Below are 19,669 nucleotides of genomic sequence, written 5' to 3'. Positions count from 1 at the left end.
GGTGTCACACGGACGCTCTCCGCAGCGAAGCAAGGAGAAAGCGGAGCGTCCGGGTGACGGGTGCCCCTGCGTAGGCGCGGAGGAAACATGCGGCGTGCCATCCCCACCAGCGGGGCGAGGACGAACACCGCCCCTCAACACCGACTCAACGCGGCTAGCCTGCCGCCAGGGTCTGCGCCGGATCAATACGCGAAGCCTTCGCCGCCGGGTACAGACCAGCCAACACACCAACCAGCGCGCCAGCACCCAAACCCAGCAGGATAGTGTCAGCACTAATAATCGGCGTCCAGCGGTTCATCAAAGACACAATCGAGATGCCGTTAACCGCCAGCACAATACCAGCCACAGCGCCCAGGATACCGGTCAGCAGCGCCTCCGCCGAGAACTGCAGCAGAATACCCGAAGGGCGCATACCAATAGCCAGACGCAAACCCACCTCACGGCGACGCTCCATCACCGCGACCAGGAACGTATTCATAATGCCCATCGCACCAATCACGAGGGTAATAACACTCATGGCAAGAAGCATGGTGCGCTGCTGCTGGTCGACGGCTTCACGCAGGGTCTTCGGTTCCGGCGGAACACTCACGCTATACAGCGCGGGGCGTTCCGGCGAGAGCGCGTACGGTGCTTCCTCCGCAATCTGGTTTGCGGCACCTGCAACAGTGCTCACCACAATCTGAGTGGAACGCTTACCGGTCTGGGCTGCCGCGCCACCACCACCGGCAGCGGGCTGTGCTGCTTCAGCATCGGCACCAGGCTTCGCGCCCAGAGGCAGGTAGACCGAACCGTACGACAGAGTCAGCGAGGGATTCTCCCGCACCACGCCGATAACGGTGTACGGCTCATCGTGAATATAAACCGTGACCCCGGGGCTATAGGGCAGCGCGAGCTGGCGCATCACGCTTTCGCTGAGCACCACAACCTTATCGTTACGCTCCACGTGTCCCTCATCGAAGGTGCGACCCCACACCAGCTCGTGGCCCTGCACGCTAAAGATGCTGGGCGTTGCCGCAAGGACGGCAGCCGTCACGTTAGCACCGCGCTCGCCAAAGTTGTCGGGGCCGCGCTGAATATCGGCGGATTCATCCAGCTGGTCCACCAGCGCGGTACCGGTCACTCCGTTCAGCTGACTAACACGCCGGTAATTCTCACTTGCCGCTAGGCTCAGAAGTTCAGCCCGGCTCATGGCTTCGGTTCGGGTAGAGCTAATCGTCAGGTGCTTAGCCCTAAAAATGTCGAAGCTGTCCGCCAGCTGCCCAGAAATGGTGGCGGTCAGACCAACGGTCAGCACAAGCGAAGCGATACCCAGAACCACACCAAGCATGGTGAAGATATTGCGCCTCACCCGGTGAACGGTAGCGTCCCACGCTTCTTTGAGGGAGGCGAGCGCCCAGGGTGCACGCCCGCTCCCCTGCGGCTTAGAGGCTTGTTCCTCAGTAAAGCTAGGCTGGCGCAGAGACGCAGGGGCAGTCGCTTCTTCCTGTCGCGGCGCCTTCTGCTCGATGAGTTGCCCCTCGTGCATGCGCAGCACCCGGTCGCAGTGCTCCGCCACGAGCGGGTCGTGGGTAATCACAATCGTGCTTTGCTGATCGCCCGTACATTCGCGGAGCAGGTCAATCACTTCACGGGTGAGCTCTTCATCTAGCGAGCCGGTCGGCTCATCGCAGAGCAGCAACGCCGGTTCCCCGATGAGCGCACGCGCAATAGCCACACGTTGCTTTTCACCGCCGGAGAGAGTGGTGATGGGCGCATCCGTTCGGTGGCTCAGCCCCAGCAGGGCGAGAGTATCCGCAACCCGTTGCGCTCGCTCCGCTTTGGGCACGCCACGGTAGATGAGCGGTAGCTCAACGTTGCGGTACACGTTCTTATGCTCGATGAGGTGGAACGCCTGGAAGACGAAACCGATGCTGTCCAGGCGCGCTTCAGCTCGCTGTGCCGCGTTGAAGGTTGCGGTGTCTGTACCGTCCAGCAGGTAGCTTCCGGAGGCGGGCGTGCTGAGCAGACCGAGGATGTTCAGCAGGGTTGATTTGCCGCTACCGGACGGTCCCAGGATGGCAACGACTTCTCCGTAGCGGACTTTCAGGTCAATATTTTTGAGCACGTCAATTCGAGTGTCACCCTGCATAAAGTGCTGGGACACTCCCTGAATATCGACGCTATAGGCTGGTGGGTGCGCGTGAGCGGCGCGGGAGTCAGTCATGGCTACTCCCTACTTTTTCTCGCGCATGATTTTGACGCTGTCGCCTTCATGCAGGTCACCGGTGACGGCGTTCTTGCCGTTGGCGTTGCTGATGACGGTAACGGTTACCTCGCGTTCTTCACGTGCCTTCGATCCGTTGGAGCTTTCGGGGCCGAGCACGATGACTCGGGTCTGTCCGTCACGGGTGTAGAGCGCCGATGAGGGCACGACCAGGTGCGCTTCGGGGGTTTCTTCGAGGGTGAGTTCCGCGTTGACGGCGCCTCGGAGGCTGTCCGCCTTATCCCCTACGTTGAGGGTGAGGATGCGTTCCCCTTCGGTGCTTCCTGCCGCACCGGCTGCGCCCTTGAGGTTGGAGCCAGCCGCGCCTTCTGCGCCATTGGGCTGGGTGCTACGGCCAGCCTGGCTGTTGCCTGCGGCACCGGCGGCTTCGGTGGTGTTCCTGTATCCGAGGGTTGCTACGTACTCAGTATCACCGAGGGAGGGCACGGTTACCTTCTGACCGCTACGGGCTTCGGGGGTGAGCCTACCGGTGGTTCCGGTGCAGCTGAGGGTCTTGCTACCTTCGGCGATGGTGGCTACGGGACCATCTGCGATAGCGCCGGTTGCACGGGGGTTGCCGGTGACAACTCCGGCACGGTTGATGATAAGGAAGTAGCGGGCGGGAATAGGCTGGTCAGTCTTGACGTGCGCGTAACCGAGGCTGTCGAGGAGGTTGTTGAGAGCCTCGTAGGTGTCTTCGGTGATTCGTGCAGGCTGCGGACCCTGACGTCCCATGGCGGTCAGTGCCTCGTTGAGGAGTGCGGCGTCGGGGCCGCTGTCGTCGAGTTTGAGGTCGCGGTAGAGCGCGAAACCGCCGGTGAGGGTGATGAGCGGTTCACCGTTAACTTCTGCGATGAGGGTGCCGTTGCCGACGGTGTCACCGTGTTTGATGGTGATTGCGGTGTACTGTCCTTCGCCGCTGTAGCGTAGCGGGGTTGAGGTGGCGTAGTTCGCGGTGCAGGTCAGGGGCACAGTGGTGCGCAGTTTCTCGCGGGTGACCGTGGCGGTGATGGTGGAGGGGTCCGGGGGTGCCGCTTCCGCGTCTTTTTGGGCAGTGGTTTTGATGTTTTGGGCGCTGATGAGCGTACCCACGGTGATGATGAGAAGCAGGGCGATAATGCCGTAGAGCCAGAGGGTTTTCTTCTGGCGGGTGGGGGTGGCGCTCATGGTGTCCCTTCTTTGGGTGCGCGTACGGGAACGCTATTGTCTGTGCCGTTTGGGCTTAGGGGCGGCGATGCCGTGTGGGGTTAGTTTGTGCCCGGCACGGGGATACGTGCCGGGCACAATACGCTGTGACGAGGTGTAACTGTTGTAGCTACTCTGTACGCCTGTTCCTGGTTAGTCCGGTCTGATTAGTCCGGAGGATTAGCTCAGAATCTTTCGTGCGTTCTCTTCAGCAGTTTTCTTGGCGGTGGTTACCTGTTCGATGAGGCCCTGTTCTTTTTCGAGGAACGTGGTCATATAGGCATCTAGTACCTGCCCAGTTTTTTCCTCGAAGTTAATTTTTTCGCGACACGTTGCATCATCAATCGCAGTTTGCTGTTCAGTGGGCGTTCCCTGAACAGCGTCATATGCAATATCTGAACTTGAATAGGTATACCCACGTTCAGCCATACAACGTGCCCATTCCTCGTCCAGTGACGAGTATGCTCCGTTAGATACAGAAGCACGAATATAGGGCATTAGTTTCCTGGTAACTTCTTCCTGCGTCCCTGCCAAAGTTTCAGAGCCATATAGTTTCAGCTCAGCTTCTTCTCGACAGCCGCCCTTTCCGTTATCTCCGTAATATGCTTTTCCTTCTTGCTCTGTCATGTTTATCGAGCCTTCCAAAGAAGCATAACGAGACGGAGGGGTAGGGCTGGGATAGCCAGAATTTCTAGCATATTCCACGCTTAGAGGCTGCGGAGAAAACAAGCTCCTCACAGGAAACGTTTCAACCATGTAATAGGTCTTCCTGTCAGGGTAACCCTTGGATACCATACATTCCGATGCAAGATGCTGATAAGCGCGCTCAACATTATCAGAAGTGGAAATCATTGAATCCACTTTTTCAGTAGCCTGTTTGTCAACACTGGCAGCAGCAGAAATATTTTGTTGAGCGTCTGAAGACGGAGTTGATTGCGTTGAGCTAGTGCCCCCAGCGCAACCCGCAAGAAGGAATCCGGTAGAAAGGAAAACGCCGGGGGCCCATAGCTTTTTCATTTTTATCCCCACATAACGAAGTCAACACGATCATTGAAGTTATCGTGGACCAGGTTAGTACCACGATACTGAGGAGGAAGGTAAGAACCAAGGAGCTTACGTCCATGAGACCACTCACCGAGCCATTCATTACGGTAGTAGTTCGCGTTCATCCACGAGGAACCGCGGTCATGCATATACGCAGAAACATTGGCGTACGAGTGGTAACCGCTAATAGTGTCCTTGACACCACGAAAATCGGAATGCTCCCAGATGCAGACGTGGCTAGCAGGGCAATTCCAAACACCCGGATAGTCAGTAGCCTGAGCTACCGGGGCAACAGCAACGATGCTACCAGCACTCGCGGCAAGCACAGCAGCACTTGCCAAAACCTTCTTCAGAGACATCATAGTCCTCCTTGTTAGATAATCCATTTAGTATGGAAATTCGAAAATACAGAACTTCAGCAATAACAACTTACTGAACACTGTTCTTGGATTATAGATAGTTTTAAGCACCCAAGTCAATAGCTTTTTTCTCGTAAGGGTAATTTTATTCAGAACTAACGGCAACGTTTTATCAATTGTGGGGAGTCACGCCGCATATTTCCTCCGCGCCTACGCAGGGGCACCCGTCACCCGGACGCTCCGCCCTCTCCTCGCTTCGCTACGGAGAGCGTCCGTGTGACACCCTGAGGGCGCATCCGGAAAACACGGCGCGCCACCTCCGGTAGCCTAGCGTGTGTGTGGAGGGGCGGTGTCGTCCGAACGTGACATCAGGGTGCCCGAAGCGAAGCGAGGGCGGGTGCCCCTGTAGGAACGAGGACGAACACCAGCCCCTCCACGCCCCATCCCATAGAAATGCGTGCCGCCCACAGAACCGTTTAGTTGCCGGTCATACCCAGCAGCTCATTCGCACGAACGCGAGCCCAACGCTCCGCGTTCAGCACAGCCTCCAGCGTCAAATCAGCGTCAGAGACAGCCTCAGCGCTGCCGGTGTGCTCCTCCAGCACGCGCGCCACCGAATCGACAATATCGGTAAAGCGAATCGCACCCGCGTGGAATGCCGCCACGGCTTCCTCATTGGCGGCGTTGAACACTGCCGGGTGGGTGCCGCCGACCTTACCGGCGTCCTTAATCATGCGCACGGCGGGGAATGCTTCCTCGTCCAGCGGCTCAAAAGTCCAGGATGCCGCCTTCGACCAGTCACATGCGGGCACAGCACCGGGGATGCGGTGCGGCCAGGTCAGACCCAGCGCAATGGGCAGGACCATGCTCGGCGGCGACGCCTGCGCAATGGTCGAGCCGTCCACGAACTGCACCATGGAATGCACGATGGACTGCGGGTGAACTGCCACTTCAATACGGTCCAGGTCCACGCCGAACAGGTGGTGTGCCTCAAGCACTTCGAGTGCCTTATTGACCATGGTTGCCGAGTTGGTGGTGACGACCAGGCCCATGTCCCAGGTGGGGTGTGCGAGCGCCTGCGCCGGGGTCACGTCGTGCAGCTGTTCGCGCTTGTAGCCGCGGAACGGGCCGCCCGATGCGGTGAGGATGAGGCGGTCAATTTCAGCGTCGGTTCCGGAGGCGAGCGCCTGCGCGAGGGCGGAGTGCTCCGAGTCGACGGGCACCATGGGGGTGTCCAGGGGCGATGCGTCCACGGCGGCGCGTACGAGCGGGCCGCCTGCGATGAGGGATTCCTTGTTGGCGAGTGCCACGCGGTAGCCGCTGTTGAGGGCGGTGAGGGTCGGTTCCAGGCCGATGGAGCCGGTGATGCCGTTCAGGACGGTGTCTGCCGGGTGCGCTGCCGCCTGTACGGAGGCTTCGGCGCCGTGGGCGATCTGCGGGGTGTAGCCGGTGGCTCCTGCTTCGGAGGCTGCCGCTTCGATGAGTTCGCGGAGGCGCTGTGCGTCTTCTGCGGTGCCGCTGGTGGCGACCAGTTCGGCGCGCACGTGCACTGCCTGGCGTGCGAGCAGTTCGAGGGATCGGGAGCCTGCGGAGAGGGCGACGACCTTCAGCGGTGCGTCGGCGGCGGAGGCGCTGGTGCCTTTGAGTGCGGCGAGGTGGTCGATGACTTCCATGGCTTGGGTGCCGATGGAGCCGGTTGAGCCGAGGAGGGTGACGCGCTGCGGTGCGCGGGTGAGTTCTGTGAGGGCGTCGGTGAGGCGGTCGCGGCTGCCGCCGACGCGTGCTGAGGATCCAAACTTCATGGTTCTAGTGTCTCATGAGCTCGCGGGTACGTTCGGGCATACGTCTGCGTTTAGGGCTGTCCTCGGCATAGAAGAATCCCCCACCCTGTCATACGGGGCGGGGGATTCAACACTTCACGTTTTAGAGCAGATCCTGCAGCAGCTCAATGCAGCGGTCCAGGAAAGCATCCACCTGGGATTCTTCGTAGCTGACGGTGCCGGAGGCGGGGCGGAACTTTGCGTGGCGCACCACGGAGGGGTCCAGCGGCTCTTCGCTGTTGAGCTGGGCGTACACGCGGTCGCAGATGGCGTCCACGTCGCCGACGAAATAGCCCATGTGGCGGCGCTTGCTGGGGCGGCGGAAACGCTCACCGGCAGGGCGTTCCAGGCGGCCAGCGAGCAGCTCGCCGGTCTCTACGAGGGAGCGTTCCCAGTTGTCCAGGCCGTACGCCTCAATGTAGCGGCTGCGTTCAAGCTTGGCGAAGCGTTCCTCAATCTTTTCGAGGGCGCGGTCGACCACATCCAGCTGGTAGCCGCCGGGTTCTTCACGGAAGACGACCTGGCGGATTCGTCGGGAGGTGTAGAGGTCTTCGGGTAGTTCGGCGGCTCCGCTGAGCTTCTCGTAGTCCTCGGCGAGGCGGGTGAACAGGCGGTCTACTTCACTGCGCTTGTAGCCGGGTTCGGTTTCTCCTGCACGGGCAAATCCGCCTCCGTGGGTGGTGCTTGCCAAAGTGGGCTCCTCTCGACGATTGAACTTTAAGAATACCAATGCGCAGGCTACCTGGTGCAAGGTTGGCGGGCGGTGTCTTAGATATAGCCTTTTACGCCCCTATTCACCGGGTACAGCGAAAGCGGATACAGCAAAGGCGGGACGCCCCTCCCCCACCTGTGGGAAGAAACGCCCCGCCTCCGAGCAATAAAGCTTGAAGCTTTAGAGCGGCATAATAAACCGGAAAATCAGGCAACCAGCCGCCGCGGCGAAAAGAATAGAGTCCAGGCGATCCATCATGCCGCCGTGACCGGGCAGGATATTCGACATGTCCTTCACACCCATACGGCGCTTGAACACGGACTCCACCAGGTCACCGGCAGTCGAAGCGACCACCATGACCGCAGCCAGCGGAATAGCCCAATACCAGGGCGAACCCATGACCGCCAACGCGATAGCGCCAACCACCGCCGAGCCGACGAAGGAGCCAGCCAGGCCCTCCCAGCTCTTCTTCGGGGAGATCTTCGGCGCCATCGGGTGCTTACCCCAATTCACGCCGGCAATAAAGCCGAACGTGTCATTGCAGATGGCCATCAGCAGAATCATGAGGACGCCGCGCTCGCCGTGGTCGGTCTGGAAGTAGACCATGGCGATGCCCAGCATCAGCGGCACCCACAGCAGGGCGAGGGCGCTACCGCTCAAAGACTTACCCAGTGAGACCTGACGGTCAGCACGCACGAGAGCAGAAGAGAGCAGCAGCACCAGCAGGCTCACCGCCAGGGCGATGCCCAGACCGGTAAAACCGAACAGGTAGGACACCGCCACAATCGCGCCGGACAGGCCACCGAGCAGATACTCCGGGATGCCGTAGCCGCGGCGGGTGTTGAGCACGTGCCCAATCTCCCAGGCGCCCAGGCCAGCCGCAGCAGCTGCAATCGCCACAAAAATCGGCTGGTAGATCAGACCGAGCACCAACAGCACGCCGAAACCAACACCCACGCCAATGGCGGCGGGCAGGTTACGGCCTGCTTTGGCGCTACGCGACTTCACGGGGGTTACCGCCGTCTGCGGGCTCTGCTGTGGAGCCGGCTGTGCGCCTCTCTCTTCTTTCGCTTCTTTGCGTGTACTCATTAGGGTTTAGACCTCGAGCAGTTCAGCTTCCTTGTGCTTGTACAGTGCGTCGACCTGGTCGATGTGCTTCTTGGTCTGTGCGTCCAGTTCCTTCTCAGCACGCGCGCCTTCGTCTTCACCGATTTCGCTGTCCTTGACCAGCTTGTCAATAGCGGTCTTAGCGTGGCGGCGAACGTTACGGATGGAGATACGAGCCTCTTCAGCCTTGCTGTTGACGAGCTTGGTGTATTCCTTACGGCGCTCAGCGGTCATTTCGGGCATGACAACGCGGATAGCTGCACCGTCGTTGCTGGGGTTAACACCCAGGTCAGAGTCACGCAGAGCCTTCTCAATAGCCGCCAGTGCGGTCACGTCGAAGGGAACGATCTTGACGGTACGTGCGTCCTCAACGTTGAAGGACACCAGCTGCTGCAGCGGGGTCGGTGCGCCGTAGTACTCGGCGGTCAGGCCGCTGAAGATTGCGGGGTTCACACGACCGGTACGAACCTTAGCGAACTCAGTCTTGGTTGCTTCGATGGTCTTTTCCATCTTCTCGCCGGCTTCGGCAAGGATTTCTTCGATCACGAAAGGATCTCCTTTGTCGGTATTCTGGGGTACCAGAATTGTCGGTGGGTGCGCGTTCAGCCTTCATGATTTCCCTACCGGTTCGCGGCGCATCCGAGGCGAAAACCGTAAGGATACCGCGAAGTCGATGGGAAAGAGGCAGAACGTCGTATTTGATATAAGTCTAGACGGTACCGGCGGGCATAAGCGAGTTTTAGCGCCTACCCGCGCGGTACCGTCCAGAATAAGTCCGCGCTATCGAGCACGGTCACAATCAGAGGGGCATCAAACATGCCCCGGCCTAGAAAATTAGGCGTTAGCGAGTAACGAGGGTACCCATCTTCTCGCCCAGAATCGCGCGGGTCACGTTACCCTCACCCTGCATACCGAACACGCGCATGGTCACGTTGTTGTCGCGGCACAGGGAGAACGCGGTCTGATCCAGCACGCGGATGTTGCGCTGCATAGCCTCATCGTAGGTGAGGTTGTACAGGCGCTCAGCGTTGGGGTCCTTGTTCGGGTCAGCAGTGTAGATGCCGTCCACGCCGTTCTTAGCGACCAGAACCTCATCTGCGTGGATTTCCAGGGCGCGCTGAGCAGCCACAGTGTCGGTGGAGAAGTAGGGCAGACCCGCACCAGCACCGAAGATCACGACGCGGTCCTTCTGCATGTGGCGAATCGCGCGGCGAGGAATGTAAGTCTCAGCAACCTGCGGCATGGTGATAGCGGACTGAACGCGGGTGTCAATACCCTCCTGCTCCAGGAAGTCCTGCAGAGCCAGGGAGTTCATCACGGTGCCGAGCATACCCATGTAGTCTGCACGGGAACGATCCATACCCGCCTGAGAGAGTTCAGCGCCACGGAAGAAGTTACCGCCACCAATCACGATGGAGGTCTCAACCTCGCCAACAGTTGCGGCGATCTGCTTAGCGATGCTGCGCACGACCTCGGTAGAAATACCGACTTCACCGCCACCAAAAACCTCACCGGAAAGCTTGAGCAAAACGCGGCGGCGGCCGGTCTCGTCACGGTGCATCGGGCGGGGATTCGCTTCAGTCATGGTTCCTCCAGTGGCTTACCTAGGGATTGTTATGGGTGATTGGGGCGGACTCCTGCCGCCTAGTCCTTATCAAGGATACAGCAAAGCCGGATAGCCACCAGTGGTGACTACCCGGCTTCAGGCTATAATCCCAACCTCATACGATTTCCCTTACCGGGAACCCGCAATACGGGAGGGCAGAACTGCAGCGAGTCCTTATGCGCCCACGCGGAAACGTGCGAATGCGGTAGCGGTTGCGCCAGCCTCGGACAGAACCTGTGCGACAGACTTCTTGGAGTCCTTTGCGAAGTCCTGATCCAGCAGGGTGTTCTCCTTGAAGAAGCCCTTCAGGCGACCCTCAACGATCTTGTCCAGAATCTTCTCGGGCTTGCCCTCAGCGATTGCGGTCTCGCGAGCAACGCGCTTCTCGGTCTCGATCTGGTCTGCGGGGATGGACTCGGAATCCAGGTACTTGGGGCTCATTGCAGCAATGTGAACTGCAACGTCGTGTGCGATCTCGTCGGTGTTCTCACCGGAGACAGCCAGCAGAACGCCAACCTGTGCCGGCAGGTCCTTGGAGGTCTTGTGCAGGTAAACTGCAACGTTCTCGCCCTCAACGCGTGCAACGCGGCGGACAACGATCTTCTCGCCGAGCAGTGCACCAGCGTCGGTGGTCAGCTCCTCAACGGTCTTGCCCTCGTAGGATGCAGCCTGCAGCTCTTCCAGGGTGGAAGCGTTAGCAGCAATAGCAGCCTCGAGCACGTTCTGGCCGAAAGCGATGAAGGGGTCGGACTTCGCCACGAAGTCGGTCTCAGAGTTGACCTCAATCATGTAGCCAACGCCGTTCTCAACGCGTGCAGCTACCAGGCCCTCAGCGGTTGCGCGACCCTCGCGCTTGGTGATGCCCTTCAGACCCTTAACGCGGATGATCTCGGCAGCCTTCTGCTGGTCGCCGTTAGCCTCGTCCAGAGCCTTCTTGACGTCGAGCATACCTGCGCCGGTCTTCTCGCGCAGTGCCTTGATGTCTGCTGCGGTGTAGTTCGCCATTGTGAACTCCTTGTGTTGCTGTAATAAATCGGGATGACATCCCGGTGGTACAAATGGCGGACGGCGCCGCGCCCAGGTCAGGGCGGGCGCCGTCCGAACGTGGTCCCCGCAGGCGGGGGCCACAAAGCATAAAGCTTAGTGGGCTAAGAAAGCTTACTTAGCAGCCTCTTCAGCCTGTGCAGCCTCGTGCTGCTCCAGGAGCTCGCGCTCCCAAGCTGCCATGGGCTCCTCAGCTGCTTCAGCCTTGCCGTTCTTCTTAGCGTTGCGCTCGATCAGGCCGGCTGCCACTGCGTCAGCAATCACGCGGGTGAGCAGGTTGACGGAGCGGATAGCGTCGTCGTTACCGGGGATCGGGAAAGCAACCTCGTCGGGGTCGCAGTTGGTGTCGAGGATAGCAACAACGGGGATGCCCAGCTTCTGAGCCTCGTTAACTGCCAGGTGCTCCTTCTTGGTGTCAACAACCCACAGGAGGGAGGGAACCTTGGACAGGTTGCGGATACCGCCGAGGGTCTTCTCGAGCTTCTCGAACTCGCGACGCATGAGGAGCAGTTCCTTCTTGGTGTAGCGAGAACCTGCTACATCGTCGAAGTCAATCTGCTCGAGTTCCTTCATGCGCTCGATGCTCTTGGAGATGGTGCTGAAGTTGGTCAGCATACCACCGAGCCAGCGGTGGTTCACGTAGGGCATGTTCACGCGGGTTGCCTGCTCAGCGATAACTTCCTGAGCCTGCTTCTTGGTACCCACGAACAGGATGTTGCCACCGTGTGCGACGGTCGACTTAACAGCCTCGTATGCCTTGTCGATGAAGGCGAGGGACTGCTGCAGGTCGATGATGTAGATGCCGTTGCGCTCGGTCAGGATGAAACGCTTCATCTTGGGGTTCCAACGGCGGGTCTGGTGACCGAAGTGAACGCCGGAGTCCAGCATTTCACGCATAGTTACGACGGGCATGTCGTCTCCTTTTGTGGTGCCGCGCGGACCTCCCATTCGGGCTAGCCCAACGCGCGCATAGTAGTTATCAGTTTTTCCTGGCGGCGATTAGCATTCACGGTAACCCGTTCAGCTCAGGCCCTAACCACCCCGTGTGGGTGGACCGAAGGTCCCTTATCGGCTCCCCAGTGAGGATGCCGCTCACGCCGCGCGTCGTCAGTGATGCTGTGCGGAATCCCTCGATGAGGGAGAATACCCGCGCAGGCACACTGCAATACGACATTGTACCGTATATTCCGCGATTAATCCGCCGGGTCGGGGTTAAAACCTGTGCGGGCGGTTCGGGTGTGTGCGGGGGCACTGTGGATAAAGGATTTTAAGGCGAAAACGGCGGGGTTATCCACAATTTTTCGTGAGGCGCTGCGGGGCGAGGCAATTCGTGATGTGCTCAGAAGATGAAGCAGAACATGAAAAGTTTAGAGAACTCGCTGCGGCGCGTAATGCTGGTGGCGTGCTGCCTGCTGGGCGCGCTTGTGAGTGCGGGTGGGCAGGATTATTCGGGCGGGAGGGGCGTTACGGGCTGGACTGGTTTTGCAGACGGCGGCGCATCCGTCGCGGAGGTAACAGATTCCGGCACCGTTGAGCTCACCGCGAGCCGACTACGCTACCGCTCCCCCACCGCCACCTCCAGACCGCGGGTAATCCATCCCTTTGAGAAGCCCGCCCAACGCTGGAGTGCCGGGCATCGCGGCGTAGACCTCGCCGTGCCCGAACACGACCGGCGCGTCTACGCACCGGCACCCGGCAAAGTGGTGTTCAGCGGCACGGTCGTCAACCGCAAAGTGCTGGTCATTGCGCATCCGGATGGGCGGCGCAGCACCTTCGAACCTATGGATGAGGCGCTCCCGGTCGGCACCACCGTTGCAGCCGGTGAGGTCATCGGCACCGTCGCTACAACCTCCGGCGGCGACAGTGAGCACCCCTACCGGCGGTGCTCCACTCCGTGCCTGTACTGGGGTGTGCGCCAGGGAGGCGCCCGCGGGGACGGCAGCGGCAAGGACGCCGAGTACATCAACCCCATGAGCCTGCTGGGCTCGAAGGAACCAAGCATTCTGCTACCCGTGCCGGGCGGATATTAGGAACAGACACTAATGGAGACGAGCCGCAGATACAGCTGTGGCCCGTCACCTCCCAAGAAGGAGGCAACGGGCCACAGGAGCCAGCCTAAGTTGTGCTCACTAGCGTAGGTGCTAGAGACAGCTGATTACTGGAGGACGTCACCGTCATCAGCACCAAACTGGTTCGGCTGTACAGGCTGCTGAGCAGTCTGGCCGGGCTGGGTGGGCTGAGTAGGCTGAACCGGCTGTGCAGGCTGTGCGGTCTGCGCGGCCTGCGCATCGTACGCAGGCATTGCCTTGGTCGGTTCATTCTCACCGTAGTTCAGGCCGTGCTGCGGGGTGAATACCTGAGTCGGCGAATCGTCACCCGCAGCGTAGGCGGTGTTCTGCGCCGGGTAGCCGCCCTGTGCCTGGTAACCGGGCTGAGCAGCGTAGCCGCCCTGTGCCGGGTAACCATTCTGTGCGTCAGCCTGGGTTGCGCCGTAACCGGTCGCAACACCCGCAGCTGCACCCAGTGCAGCAGCCGAAGCGGCACGACGCTCACGGCCCTTCGCACGAGCCGCCGCGATCTTCTTGCGGAACAGGAAGAGCAGAACCAGGATGAGCAGCAGCAGACCCACAATAACCGCGTCCACGATTACGTCGGTCAGGCTCAGACCGGAAGCCGGAACAGTCAGACCGGAGGTGGTACTGACACCCCGGTCAGTCTTGACGCTCAGCTCGCCACCGTTGACGGTGAGCTGCACGTGCTGAGAGTTCTTCGCGAGGCTGTTCGCGGCATCTACCTTCTGCTGATCCAGCGAGGAGAAGGTCGGAGCCTTGAAAGTGAACTCGAAGGGAGCGGAGTAGTAGTTGCCCAGCTTCGCAGAGAGCTTGATCTCCGGGGTCACTGTGTAGTCGGAACCGAAGGGGTGGTAGCCGCCGGGGCGGGTGACAGTTACCTTCGAGTCGGGCAGGTATGCGTCCAGACGCTGGTTGAACTCGTTCTGGTCCTTACCGCGAACCTTCACGCTCACGATGGTGGAGTCGCTGTCCTGGCGCACCTCGGTCTCGTCATCGCCGCCGCCCGCGAAAACGTCCTTGAGCTTCTGCTCAGCGCCCGCAACATCCTCGGTCGGGAATGCGTAGAGGAAACGCGCTTCCATGGAACCGTCCAGGCCCAGGGAGGTAGCGACCTTCATGCTCTTCATCTCGATCTGGCGCGAAGAAACACGGTCAACCGCGATGAGAGTGTTGCTACCGCCAGAACGGGAGGAGCTAGCGCGACCCTCGGGGTCCACCATGTAGGACTTATCGTTGGTGTCCATGATGGTCAGAGTCAGACCGTCACCGCTCGGGGAGCACAGCAGGGAGCAGTCCAGCAGGCCCGAAATCTTCTTCTGAACGGTGAAGTTGTGATCCTTCGCCACTACCTCACGGCTGGCAGAGAGATCAGTACTACCCGCACCAAACAGCTTCTTGAGGCCGTTGCTCAAATCCTCAATCGAAGAAGCGCTAAAGGTCAGGGTACGACCCACTTCTTCCTTGGCGCTGGCAGTCGACGCGGAGGGGGCGTATGCCTTCGCCTGCGAGGATTCCAGACCCTTCTTCAGCTCGGATCCCTCAGGCTTGACCTGGTTCAGGTAGGCATCGACCGCAGCGGCGGTCTCGGTGTTCATGATTTCCTTCGCAACGAAGGAGATGGCGACGTCATAACCGCCGTCCTTCTCCTTCACATCAAGGATGACGTTACGGAAACCGCGGTCCTGAACATCCTTAGCGGAAATCTTAGACCCACCGGAGTTCTTCACTTCCTTCTCGCCAAACTTCACAGTGGTTTCATCACTACTGCTGAGAACGCTGTTCTTGTTGGATGCAGACACCACACCGTCCACTACCAGAGCTTCAGGAAGCCAGCCCAGCAGGTCGCCCGAGCTGAAGTTTTCCTTCACCTGAATACCCTGCACCAGGCCCTGGTCAGAGTTGACGATGCTGATCTGCGGCTTGATGTCGGAGCCCGAAGCCTTCAGCAGAGAGGTCACCTTGGAGTGGTATTCGTCCACGGAGGAGAAGGAGACCTTGAAGGTCGCACGAGCCTTCTCGCCCTCAGACTGAATACCTTCGTACTCCATGCCCTCGGGCAGGTGCTTACGAACGGACGCATCCAGCGCCTGGGTGCCGCCCTTAACCTTGTCCTGGTTATCCTTCACGTTGAAGGAAACCAGAATCGTACGAGTACCCTTCTCGGCGCTCTCAAGACCCAGCTGGGTCTCAATCTTCGCGCTGCAGGCACTCAGAATCAGCGCTGCAATGGTCAGCAGAACCGCCAGGAACATCCAGCGCTGACGAGCCGGTGCAGCCGGGGTATGAGTCATCGCGTGCATTCTAGGCTCCCATCAGGCGAATAGCCACGTAGTAAACAACCATGGATGCCAGAACCCATGCGGTGCTCAGCGCCGCGTGCATGATAATCGGGGACTTCGCGAAGCGGCCCAGACGGTTCAGACCCAGGTAGGTCAGAGCCTCACCCGAGAACACCGCAAAAGCAAGCACCAGAACCATGAGCATGGTCAGGAAGAACGCGCCGTCACCGCTACGGGTGAGGCGCAAGAAGAACACGAGCAGGTTCAGCAGCAGGAACGAAGGAATCAGCACCAGAGAAGACACCGACACAGCGTGCATACTCGCGGTGAAGGACGCCGGCGCCTTGCCAATGCGCGCGGTCAGCTGCAGCTGCACACCGCGCAGAACCTGCACGCCGAAGATGGCGAGAGCCATCAGCACGTACGCCAGAATCATGCGTCCGGTCGGCACAGCCTGTGCGGCGTAGGCACCACCGTAGGCGGCACCACTTCGGCCACCAAACATGTAGCCCAACATGGACATCATGACAACCGCCGCCAGAATTACCAGCTGGCTGAAGAAGAACGCGCCCACTAGCGCCTGCAGAGTCGTGGGAACAATCCAACCCCACGCACCTGCGGAAGAGATGCGAGCGTGCGCGGTCGCCGGGTTGCTGGAGAAAACGTCCAAGAACGCGTTCCAGGTAGCACCCAGTGCCTTCACCGCCGGATGCGGTGCGCTCGGCGCATAGGTTGCCTGGCCGGGCTGACCCGGCTGCGCAGCACCGGGCTGAGCAGTACCGGGCTGGGGCGCCTGCTGCGACTGAACGGGCTCAGGCTGAACGGGCTGCTGAGGTGCTACCGGTGCGGCAGGCTGAGCAGCATTACCCGGCTGGCTCGACTGCACGGGCTGGCTCGACTGCACGGGCTGGCTCGGCTGAGCAGCCTGGCCCGGAAGCGAAGCGTCCTGCGCGGGGTGTGCGCCGGCGTCGTAGCCGTAGCCTCCGGCTACACCCTGCGACGGGTTGTTGGGAGTGTTCTCCGACATTGAGATCCTCTCGTATGGTGTGTGGAAGCAACACCGCCAGCAGAATCGGCACCTACCGGCAGCATCGCCCTGCCTTTCGTGACAAGACCCTTCAACCCTACCCTATCGAGAACTATGATGCGTCTTCGTTCGTCATTTACCCATTTTCATCACCGTTGATGCATTCCATGCACGAAAATAGGGCGCGAAAAAGCCCCGCCCGCCGACAAGTGGGTGAAGTCGACGGGCGGGGCCGTAGGGAGTGCGGGGCTCGAACCCGCGACCAAGGGATTATGAGTCCCCTGCTCTAACCGGCTGAGCTAACTCCCCATCCGGTGCAGTGACGGCGCGCAATGGGCGCCAGCACCATCCTCTAGAGTACCTGAACAGCGACTGAGAACGAAAAACGCTCAATCAACTACTCAGCACCTAAAGAAGCTTATCGGCGCGAATCCAGGTAACGCTGGTACGGAGCGTCGCTCACGTACAGTTCCTCGAAGGTACGCCAGGTGTTCTCAGCGCTGTGGAAGCCCACGATGCGGCGGGACTCGCGACCCATCTGCTCACGCTCGGCGGCGGGCAGGGAGAGCACAGCCTCCAGCTTCTTCGCCAAATCCTGTGCGTTATTGGGCTCGAAGAGGTAGCCGTTCACGCCATCCTCCACCAGGTGCGGCAGAGCCAGCGCGTTCGCGAGCACCACGGGGGTGGAGGCGCTCATCGCCTCCAGAGAGACGAGAGACTGCAGCTCAGCGGTGCCGGGCTGGCAGAACACGTCAGCCATCTGGTACACCTCGGGCAGATGCTCATCCGGAACGAAGCCGCGGAAAATCACGCGGTCGGACACACCGCAATCGTGCGCCTTCTGTTCGAGTGCCTCACGTAGCTCACCGCCACCGGCGATATCCAGCACCACGTGCTCGAGGGTATCGGGCAGCAGGGACAGCGCCTCAATGAGCACGTCCACATTCTTCTCTTCGGCAAGGCGACCCACGAAGGCGATACGCAGCTCACCGGGAACCTTACCGGCATCCGCGCCCTCAGCCAGCTCGTAGTCGCTAATCTCAATACCGTTAGAAACCGGCATGACCGGGCGGTCAAAATGACCCAGGTCGCGCATCGCATCCGCACCAATCTGAGTGGGGGTGGTAACGACCGCGGTCTTGGAGAAGCAGAAACGCATATCCTTCCAGGTCGCCTTCTCAATCACGCGCTTCACGGGAGAGGGGAAGGGCAGGAACGGATCCAGGTTCGCGGGCATGAAGTGGTTGGTTGCGATCACGCGAATACCGCGGCGCTTTGCCTGGAAAATCAGGGCGCGACCAATGATGTAGTGGCACTGCACATGCACCACATCCGGGCGGACCTCGTCGAGAATCGCGCCGACCTCGGACCAGATCTCCCAGGGCAGGCAGATGCGGTTCGTCTCGTGGGTCGGGGGCAGGTGCGAACGCAGGCGATGCTCCACGATACCGCCCTCAACCTCGGTGCGGTAGCTGGGGCCGGGGATGGGGCTGGCGGCGACTACGTGTACGGAGTGGCCGCGCTTGAGCATGGAAGTGGCGAGGCGGTGACCGAATTGTGCTGCACCGTTGATGTCCGGCGGGTAGGTTTCTGCGCCAATCAGAATCGTCTTTGCCTGTTCCATGACGGGGCTCCTCATCGGGGTGTAGTATGTCGGTGACTTTGGGGTTTCGGGTGCGACGGTGCGCCGCTTCTACCTCTGTCTGCCGCGTGCACCGGGTGGGTCCAGTACGTACAGCACTTGTCTATTCTACCTGTGAGCTGCGTCCTTCTCCGACTTGTGGCGGGCGGCTTTGGCTGGGAGTTACCTCTAAACCAACCGTTGAGACAGACGCCCGGAACCTGCCCGTAGACGCACAAACGCCCCGATACGAATATCGGGGCGTTTGGATGCTTGGCGTTAAACCCTTGTGCCGGTTTTAGCGGCGTACCAGGCGGTTCAGGAAGTGCAGGACGGTTGCAATGGATGCACCCAGTGCTGCGAAGGACTTCCAGCGTGCCTGCAGAACCTCGGGCTTACGCACGTTCTCTGCCAGGCCGCGGCCGGTAGCTGCTGCACCTGCAGCAACCTCGGAGGGCACTGCCTTGAGTGCATCCAGAGCCTGCTGGGTGTTGGACTGAACGTCGCCGGTGTAGGACTGCAGGTCGTCGCGCAGGGCTGCCAGGTGCTGGCGACGCTCTGCGGTGCGCTGCTTGAGCTCTTCGAAGGTCGGCGGCTTGGGCTCTTCCTCACCGCGTGCCTTGCGCTCTTCAGCTTCCTTACGGGCGCGTTCTGCTGCCTCTTCGGCTTCCTTAGCCTTCTGCTCGGCGCGCTCTGCCTGTTCCTTCTTCAGGCGCTCAGCGGACATGGCGGTACCTTCCTTGAGTACGCCGAGGTCGAAGAGCAGACCGAAGATTGCGGATTCGGGCTTGAACGGCAACTGAGCCTTGACCTTCTTCAGACCGACCAGTGCGCAAATTGCCAGGACGATGAGGAAGATGAGGGCGAAGATCAGCGCGGATGCCCAGTAGGGCATGACGGTGCCGAGGCCGAGGATTGCTGCGGCGACCAGCGCAATAATCAGGAACAGACCGAAGACTGCTGCGACGCCGAAGAAGGCTGCGCCCTTACCAACGGCGATGCCCTTGGTCTTCAGCTCGTGCTTTGCAATCTGGATTTCGTCCTTGACCTGGCTGGGTCCGAGGGTCTTGAAGGTTTTGCCAGCGTCGATGATGTTCGCGACGCCGGACTTAATCCCGCTGATGCCAGCAAAGAAACGCTTGGGTGCCTTGGGATTAGTAGTAGTGGTCATGACCACCTCTCCGTGACGTGTTTTTGGAGGCTGCTTTTTCGCACTCCACCTCCTATAGTTTAGCCCCTTATGGTACCCCCGCGTGACCGTTTGAACGGGGGTTTGCGCTATCTCTTCAGGTATTTTCGACTTTCTGAGGTCTGTATTGAGCTGCGGGCGTAGCAATCTGGGTTTGGTTGCGCCTGTGGATTTGCTCTGGAGTAGGTGCGAGAGGATGCCGGAGGGGCACTCCCCCGCTGTGTCTGGGAGGCGGGTGCGGCGTGTGTGGGTACGCTGAACTTTTCTGTGCGTTAGACTTCACAATTTTGCGTGGTGGGCCATCTTTGTCCCCCCCCCCCCCCCCCCCCCCCCCCCCCCCCCCCCCCCCCTCCCCCCCCCCC

General features: G+C 60.3%; 16 protein-coding genes and 1 tRNA gene. 1 reads left to right on the top strand and 16 read right to left on the bottom strand.

All coding sequences use genetic code 11. The features are described 5' to 3' along the window. Positions 1-154: 154 nt before the first annotated feature. The 11 genes from RQ593_RS07405 to rpsB all read right to left on the bottom strand — a co-directional run bounded on the left by RQ593_RS07405 (position 155) and on the right by rpsB (position 12,031). Entirely contained in the window at positions 155-2,203 is a 2,049-nt protein-coding gene (locus RQ593_RS07405; RefSeq protein WP_311450229.1) for an ATP-binding cassette domain-containing protein, read from the bottom strand. A 9-nt stretch (positions 2,204-2,212) separates the two neighbouring features. Continuing rightward, positions 2,213-3,409, bottom strand: coding sequence for a secretion protein HlyD (locus RQ593_RS07400; RefSeq protein ID WP_311450228.1), 1,197 nt, complete (start codon positions 3,407-3,409; stop codon positions 2,213-2,215). A 198-nt stretch (positions 3,410-3,607) separates the two neighbouring features. Then, entirely contained in the window at positions 3,608-4,444 is an 837-nt protein-coding gene (locus tag RQ593_RS07395) for a chromosome partitioning protein ParA (RefSeq protein ID WP_311445799.1), read from the bottom strand. 2 nt (positions 4,445-4,446) lie between these two features. Beyond that, positions 4,447-4,833: a peptidase inhibitor family I36 protein gene (locus RQ593_RS07390; protein WP_311450227.1), complete on the bottom strand. Its 387-nt coding sequence runs from the start codon at positions 4,831-4,833 to the stop codon at positions 4,447-4,449. Between the two features lie 473 nt (positions 4,834-5,306). Beyond that, a complete protein-coding gene (gene dxr, locus RQ593_RS07385; protein ID WP_303983269.1) occupies positions 5,307-6,632 on the bottom strand; it encodes a 1-deoxy-D-xylulose-5-phosphate reductoisomerase in 1,326 nt (441 codons plus the stop codon). A gap of 121 nt (positions 6,633-6,753) precedes the next feature. After that, positions 6,754-7,341 carry a hypothetical protein gene (locus RQ593_RS07380; protein WP_005507072.1) on the bottom strand — a complete coding sequence of 196 codons (588 nt, stop codon included), beginning with the start codon at positions 7,339-7,341 and terminating at the stop codon, positions 6,754-6,756. 201 nt (positions 7,342-7,542) lie between these two features. Beyond that, positions 7,543-8,451 (bottom strand): phosphatidate cytidylyltransferase, encoded by a 909-nt coding sequence (locus tag RQ593_RS07375; RefSeq protein WP_311450226.1) that lies wholly within the window; start codon positions 8,449-8,451, stop codon positions 7,543-7,545. A 6-nt stretch (positions 8,452-8,457) separates the two neighbouring features. Then, a complete protein-coding gene (frr, locus tag RQ593_RS07370) occupies positions 8,458-9,015 on the bottom strand; it encodes a ribosome recycling factor (RefSeq protein WP_311450225.1) in 558 nt (185 codons plus the stop codon). 295 nt (positions 9,016-9,310) lie between these two features. Further along, complete coding sequence (gene pyrH, locus RQ593_RS07365) at positions 9,311-10,054, bottom strand: UMP kinase (RefSeq protein WP_005507067.1); 744 nt, start codon at positions 10,052-10,054, stop codon at positions 9,311-9,313. 195 nt (positions 10,055-10,249) lie between these two features. Continuing rightward, positions 10,250-11,080: a translation elongation factor Ts gene (gene tsf, locus RQ593_RS07360; protein WP_005508816.1), complete on the bottom strand. Its 831-nt coding sequence runs from the start codon at positions 11,078-11,080 to the stop codon at positions 10,250-10,252. A gap of 153 nt (positions 11,081-11,233) precedes the next feature. Beyond that, entirely contained in the window at positions 11,234-12,031 is a 798-nt protein-coding gene (gene rpsB, locus RQ593_RS07355; RefSeq protein ID WP_005508818.1) for a 30S ribosomal protein S2, read from the bottom strand. 446 nt (positions 12,032-12,477) lie between these two features. Here rpsB and RQ593_RS07350 point away from each other — a divergent pair, with 446 nt between their 5' ends. Beyond that, positions 12,478-13,149 carry a M23 family metallopeptidase gene (locus RQ593_RS07350; protein ID WP_246827277.1) on the top strand — a complete coding sequence of 224 codons (672 nt, stop codon included), beginning with the start codon at positions 12,478-12,480 and terminating at the stop codon, positions 13,147-13,149. Between the two features lie 125 nt (positions 13,150-13,274). Here the strand turns inward: RQ593_RS07350 and RQ593_RS07345 are convergent, their stop codons facing one another. The 5 genes from RQ593_RS07345 to RQ593_RS07325 form a co-directional block, all read right to left on the bottom strand. Further along, positions 13,275-15,482: a flagellar motor protein gene (locus tag RQ593_RS07345; protein ID WP_311450224.1), complete on the bottom strand. Its 2,208-nt coding sequence runs from the start codon at positions 15,480-15,482 to the stop codon at positions 13,275-13,277. Positions 15,483-15,492: 10 nt separating this feature from the next. Beyond that, positions 15,493-16,497, bottom strand: a complete 1,005-nt coding sequence (locus tag RQ593_RS07340) for a hypothetical protein (protein WP_070847205.1) — start codon at positions 16,495-16,497, stop codon at positions 15,493-15,495. A 235-nt stretch (positions 16,498-16,732) separates the two neighbouring features. Next, positions 16,733-16,806: transfer RNA gene (locus RQ593_RS07335), tRNA-Ile, on the bottom strand. A gap of 109 nt (positions 16,807-16,915) precedes the next feature. Beyond that, the gene (locus RQ593_RS07330) at positions 16,916-18,121 is read right to left on the bottom strand and encodes a glycosyltransferase (RefSeq protein ID WP_049341676.1); all 1,206 of its coding nucleotides are present in this window, start codon (positions 18,119-18,121) and stop codon (positions 16,916-16,918) included. 295 nt (positions 18,122-18,416) lie between these two features. Beyond that, a complete protein-coding gene (locus RQ593_RS07325) occupies positions 18,417-19,289 on the bottom strand; it encodes a phage holin family protein (RefSeq protein ID WP_294625200.1) in 873 nt (290 codons plus the stop codon). Positions 19,290-19,669: the final 380 nt, after the last annotated feature.

Origin of the sequence: uncultured Rothia sp. (assembly GCF_963507905.1) — a bacterium.
Taxonomy (GTDB): Bacteria; Actinomycetota; Actinomycetes; order Actinomycetales; family Micrococcaceae; genus Rothia.
Note: the sequence above shows the minus strand (reverse complement) of the source record. Positions and strands in the feature narration are given on the sequence as shown.

Excerpts from the sequence above, each read along its gene's own strand:
- RQ593_RS07405 (WP_311450229.1), bottom strand. The coding sequence starts at position 2,203 with ATGACTGACTCCCGCGCCGCTCACGCGCACCCACCAGCCTATAGCGTC.
- RQ593_RS07400 (WP_311450228.1), bottom strand. The coding sequence starts at position 3,409 with ATGAGCGCCACCCCCACCCGCCAGAAGAAAACCCTCTGGCTCTACGGC.
- RQ593_RS07395 (WP_311445799.1), bottom strand. The coding sequence starts at position 4,444 with ATGAAAAAGCTATGGGCCCCCGGCGTTTTCCTTTCTACCGGATTCCTT.
- RQ593_RS07390 (WP_311450227.1), bottom strand. The coding sequence starts at position 4,833 with ATGATGTCTCTGAAGAAGGTTTTGGCAAGTGCTGCTGTGCTTGCCGCG.
- dxr (WP_303983269.1), bottom strand. The coding sequence starts at position 6,632 with ATGAAGTTTGGATCCTCAGCACGCGTCGGCGGCAGCCGCGACCGCCTC.
- RQ593_RS07375 (WP_311450226.1), bottom strand. The coding sequence starts at position 8,451 with ATGAGTACACGCAAAGAAGCGAAAGAAGAGAGAGGCGCACAGCCGGCT.
- pyrH (WP_005507067.1), bottom strand. The coding sequence starts at position 10,054 with ATGACTGAAGCGAATCCCCGCCCGATGCACCGTGACGAGACCGGCCGC.
- tsf (WP_005508816.1), bottom strand. The coding sequence starts at position 11,080 with ATGGCGAACTACACCGCAGCAGACATCAAGGCACTGCGCGAGAAGACC.
- rpsB (WP_005508818.1), bottom strand. The coding sequence starts at position 12,031 with ATGCCCGTCGTAACTATGCGTGAAATGCTGGACTCCGGCGTTCACTTC.
- RQ593_RS07350 (WP_246827277.1), top strand. The coding sequence starts at position 12,478 with ATGAAAAGTTTAGAGAACTCGCTGCGGCGCGTAATGCTGGTGGCGTGC.
- RQ593_RS07345 (WP_311450224.1), bottom strand. The coding sequence starts at position 15,482 with ATGACTCATACCCCGGCTGCACCGGCTCGTCAGCGCTGGATGTTCCTG.
- RQ593_RS07340 (WP_070847205.1), bottom strand. The coding sequence starts at position 16,497 with ATGTCGGAGAACACTCCCAACAACCCGTCGCAGGGTGTAGCCGGAGGC.
- RQ593_RS07330 (WP_049341676.1), bottom strand. The coding sequence starts at position 18,121 with ATGGAACAGGCAAAGACGATTCTGATTGGCGCAGAAACCTACCCGCCG.
- RQ593_RS07325 (WP_294625200.1), bottom strand. The coding sequence starts at position 19,289 with ATGACCACTACTACTAATCCCAAGGCACCCAAGCGTTTCTTTGCTGGC.